At 67.3% G+C, this 2,560-nt stretch carries 3 protein-coding genes; all 3 read right to left on the bottom strand.

The genetic code is table 11. The features are described 5' to 3' along the window. Positions 1 to 106: 106 nt before the first annotated feature. The 3 genes from ASD35_RS15700 to ASD35_RS15690 all read right to left on the bottom strand — a co-directional run bounded on the left by ASD35_RS15700 (position 107) and on the right by ASD35_RS15690 (position 2,467). Positions 107 to 1,672, bottom strand: a complete 1,566-nt coding sequence (locus tag ASD35_RS15700; RefSeq protein ID WP_056875902.1) for an IS66 family transposase — start codon at positions 1,670 to 1,672, stop codon at positions 107 to 109. 76 nt (positions 1,673 to 1,748) lie between these two features. Next, positions 1,749 to 2,081: an IS66 family insertion sequence element accessory protein TnpB gene (gene tnpB / locus ASD35_RS15695; protein ID WP_056875901.1), complete on the bottom strand. Its 333-nt coding sequence runs from the start codon at positions 2,079 to 2,081 to the stop codon at positions 1,749 to 1,751. Then, positions 2,078 to 2,467: a transposase gene (locus ASD35_RS15690; RefSeq protein ID WP_056875900.1), complete on the bottom strand. Its 390-nt coding sequence runs from the start codon at positions 2,465 to 2,467 to the stop codon at positions 2,078 to 2,080. Before ASD35_RS15690 ends, tnpB begins: the two co-directional genes overlap by 4 nt. Positions 2,468 to 2,560 lie beyond the last annotated feature (93 nt).

Here is a 2,560-nt window from a genome sequence, read left to right as displayed (position 1 = left end):
GTAGGCGTCCGCCGAACACACCTTGACGGTTGCAGCGCGGGGAGCGGTGCAGATTCCCAGCCCCTGACACCGGGTATGGGAATCGGCGTCCAGCGGCGAAGAGACTTCAGCTCGGTGACCAGCGGTGCGGCAGCAGCTCGTCGATCCGGCTGGCCGGGTGAGTCGGCAAGCGATCCAGCACGTCCTTGAAGTAGGCGTACGGGTCGTGCCCGTTGATGCGGGCGGAGTGCAGCAGGCTCATGATTGCCGCTGCCCGTTTGCCCGCCCGCAGGCTGCCGGCGAACAACCAATTTGATCGTCCAACCGCGATCGGACGAATCTGGTTCTCCACCCAGTTGTTCGAGATCGGCACGTCGCCGTCGTCGACGAAGCGCGTGAGCTCCTTCCAGCGCTTCAAGCTGTAGTCGATGGCCTTGATAGTCGCGGAACCTGGCGGCACCAGCTGGCGCTTCGCTAGCAGCCAGCGGTAGAACACGGCCAGAACCCGTCGTGACTTGCGCTGCCGGATCCGTCGTCGCTCGTCACTTGTGAGCCGCTCGGCCTGGCGCTCGATGCGGAACAGGGCTTGGTAAAAGCGCAGCGCTTGCTCGCCAACCTGGCTGCCATGGTTGGCCCACAGCTCGTGGAACTTCCTGCGGCTGTGGGCCATGCATTGGGCGGAGGTGACCCCCTTGTCGACACAGGCCGAGTAGCCACTGAAGCCGTCGGTGACGAGCGTTCCTTGCCAGGCGTTGGGCGTGTCCAGGCGCAGGAAGTCTCGGACGTTCTCGCCACTGCGGGTCTCGCTGAACTCGAACACCACCGCCTTGACCGGGTTGGCGCTCGGCGTGCAGTACGACCAGATGTAGGCCTTGTGGGTCTTGCCGTTGCCGGGCTTGAGCATGGCCACCGGCGTCTCGTCGGCGTGCAGCACCATGTGGCGCCGGAGTTCGTCGGCCAGGGCCTGCACCAGCGGCTGCAGCTGCGCGCCACAGGCGCCCACCCACTCCGCCAGCGTCGAGCGGGCGATCACGTGGCCGGCCCGCGCGAACACGGCCTCCTGCCGGTACAGGGGCAAGTGATCCATGAACTTGGCCACCAGCACGTGGGCCAGCAGGCCGGTCGTCGGGATGCCCTTGTCGATCACGTGTGCCGGCACTGGCGCCTGCACGATGCGCTCGCAGCACTTGCAGACCCACTTGCCGCGCACATGGCGCTCGACCGTGAACACGCCGGGCTGGTAGTCCAGCTTCTCGGCCACGTCTTCGCCGATGCGCTGCATGGCCTGGCCGCAATTCGGCGTCGGGCAGCTCGTGTCTGTCGGCTCGTGCGGCACGTCGCGACGCGGCAGGTGAGCGGGCAGCTGGGCCCGCTTGGGCTGTTGCTTCTCGTCCTCGTCCTTCTTCTCGCTCTTCTTGCGATGGCGCTGCAGCTCGCCGTCGAGCTCATGGATGTCGGTGTCCAGCGTCTCCTCCAGCAGGCTTCGCTGCTCGGGGGAGAGGGTGCTGGCGAAGCGCTCACTGGTGGCGGCGAACTTCATCCGCTTGAGGATCGCCATCTCGTGCGTGAGCTTGTCGATCAGGGCCTGCTTGAAGGCGAGCTCGGTGTCACGCTGCTGGACTTGCACGAGCAGCGACTGCACGGCCTGCCGCGTCTGCGGGTCCAAGGCGTCCAGTTGCTGCGCACTGATCATGGACAGCCATCGTGCCGGATCGGACCTCTCGGCACATCGGCATATCCGGCAATTGCCGGCGCTCGGACAGCGCGCTTCAGATCGTGCGGATGATGCCGGCCTCGCCCAGCCGCTGCCACGGCAGGCCCAGTACCAGGGCGTCGAGCTGCACGCGTGTCAGGCTCTGCGTGCTCGTGCCGTCCAGCGGCCACACGAACTTGCCGGCATTGAGCCGCCTGGCCGCGAGCCACACGCCGATGCCGTCATGCACGAGGACCTTCATGCGGTTGGCGCGCCGGTTGGCGAACAGGTACGCGTGGTGCGGATGCGCGGCACCGAAGATGCCGACCACGCGGGCCAATGCTGCTTCAGTCCCGAGTCGCATGTCCAGCGGTTGCACAGCCAGCCAGACCGCATCGACGCGGATCAACCCAGGACCTCGCGCAGCCAGGCAGCGCTGCGTGCGTCCATCGGAAGCTCCGCCTGCACGGCCGTGCTGCCGCGGCGGATCTCCACGGAGATGCGGCTCGGCACTTGCACCGATGCGGGCGGCAAGGCGGGCGGCACCTCTTGCGGCACGGGCAGTTGAACGAACGCCGGCACCGCCGCCGCATCCTTGTGCGCACTGCGCGGCACGCCCTCATCAGCCTCCCGAACCCAGCGGCGCAGCATGTTGGCGTTGAGGCCGTTGGCCAGAGCCACCGCCGCCGTCGAGACGCCGGGCTGGCGCGCCAGCTCGATGACCCGTGCCTTGAACTCTGCCGAGTGCCGGCGCCAACTGCGCCCGGCGGGTGCCGTCGGTTCCCCTGTGCTCAAGTCTGAAGTGCCCATATGTCCACGCATGTCGTCGTGGACACAAGCATCCAGGTCCGGCTACCGGGCATCAAGGTGACTTGGGCGGACGCATAC

Source organism: Pelomonas sp. Root1444, assembly GCF_001426885.1.
Classification (GTDB): Bacteria; Pseudomonadota; Gammaproteobacteria; order Burkholderiales; family Burkholderiaceae_C; genus Pelomonas.
This window is presented reverse-complemented; position numbering and strand designations above follow the sequence as displayed.